This is a genomic window from Catenibacterium sp., assembly GCF_052354645.1.
Lineage (GTDB): Bacteria > Bacillota_I > Bacilli_A > Erysipelotrichales > Coprobacillaceae > Catenibacterium > Catenibacterium mitsuoka_A.
On sequence record NZ_DAWDDM010000373.1, the window covers coordinates 1 to 1544 of the forward strand.

Genomic DNA, 1544 nt, shown 5'->3' on the forward strand with positions numbered 1-1544 from the left:
GATTACATTGCATGTGGTAAGAATTATCCTGAAAAGATTGCGACTATCGTTAAGGGTGTTGCTGAAGGATGTATTCAGTCTGAATGTGCCCTTGTTGGTGGTGAAACTGCAGAACATCCAGGTTTAATGCCTGTTGATGATTATGATTTAGCTGGTTTTGCAGTAGGTGTTGTAGACAAGAAAGATATTATTGATGGTTCTACAATCAAGCCTGGTGATGCTTTAGTTGGTATTGCATCTACTGGTGTACATAGTAATGGATTCTCTTTAGTACGTAGCGTATTTGAAATGACTAAAGAATCTTTGGATACTTATTATGATGAATTAGGTACTACTTTAGGTGAAGCATTAATTGCTCCTACTAAGATTTATGTAAAAGCATTAAAGAGCGTAAAGAATGCTGGCATCAAGGTTAAAGGATGCAGCCATATTACTGGTGGAGGATTCTATGAAAACCTTCCTAGAATGTTACCTGATGGTGTAAAGGCTGTTGTTAAGAAGGACAGCTATAAAGTACCTCCTATCTTTGGCTTAATTGCAAAAGCAGGAAACGTTGAAGAAAAGATGATGTACAACACATTCAATATGGGATTAGGTATGGTTCTTGCTGTTGATCCTGCAGATGTTGAAAAGACTATCGAAGCAATTAATGCTGCTGGCTATGAAAGCTATGAAGTAGGTTATATTGCTGAAGGTGAAAAGGGAGCAGAATTATGCTAAACATAGCTGTATGCGTATCTGGTGGTGGAACTGATCTTCAGTCCATCATCGATGCGTGTGAAGCCGGAAAAATCAATGGACAGATCCGTCTGGTTATTTCTAACCGTAAGAAGGCTTACGGTTTAGAAAGAGCCCGTCTTCATGGTATTCAGGCAGAATGGATCAAGGATGAAGATGAGATCTTAAAGAGATTTGAAGAAGAAAAGATTGATGTTGTTGTATTAGCAGGTTATCTTGCTATTGTTGGAGATAAGCTGATTGAACAATATAAGAATCGTATTATTAATATTCATCCCTCACTTATTCCATCTTTCTGTGGTCCTGGATTCTATGGAATGCATGTCCATGAAGCTGTGTTTAAAAGAGGTGTGAAGGTATCAGGTGCAACTGTTCATTTCGTTACTGGAGAAGTGGATGGTGGACCAATCATCTTACAAAGAGCAGTTGATATTTCAGATTTAGAGACGCCTGAAGATATTCAGGCACGTGTCTTAGAAATCGAACATGAAATCTTACCAGAAGCTGTTGCTTTATATTGTGAAGGACGTGTTTCTGTAGAAAATGAAAGGGTGAAGATCAGTTGAAAAGAGCGTTAGTATCAGTTACAAATAAAGAAGGTATTGTTGAATTTGCGAAAGGTCTTGAAGAATTAGGATTTGAAGTTGTTTCTACTGGTGGAACATATAAGAAACTATTAGAAGCAGGTGTAAAAGCTATAGAAATTGATGATGTGACAGGTTTCCCTGAAATTCTTGATGGAAGAGTTAAGACACTTCATCCAAAAGTACATGGTGGTATTCTATTTAGAAGAGATGTAGAAGAAC

General features: G+C 37.6%; 2 protein-coding genes and 1 pseudogene. All 3 read left to right on the forward strand.

The window, feature by feature from the left end:
- A partial coding sequence (purM, locus tag ACT8VG_RS11120) for a phosphoribosylformylglycinamidine cyclo-ligase (protein WP_444195925.1) occupies nt 1–720 on the forward strand: 720 nt, incomplete at its 5' end.
- Nucleotides 714–1304, forward strand: coding sequence for a phosphoribosylglycinamide formyltransferase (gene purN, locus ACT8VG_RS11125; protein WP_022424500.1), 591 nt, complete (start codon nt 714–716; stop codon nt 1302–1304). The genes purM and purN, both read left to right, overlap by 7 nt.
- Nucleotides 1301–1544 (forward strand): annotated as a pseudogene (locus ACT8VG_RS11130) (bifunctional phosphoribosylaminoimidazolecarboxamide formyltransferase/IMP cyclohydrolase); the annotation flags it as partial. The gene purN and the pseudogene ACT8VG_RS11130, both read left to right, overlap by 4 nt.

What these genes read in the sequence shown, in the direction of transcription:
- purN (WP_022424500.1), top strand. Translation starts at nt 714, where the DNA reads ATGCTAAACATAGCTGTATGCGTATCTGGTGGTGGAACTGATCTTCAG.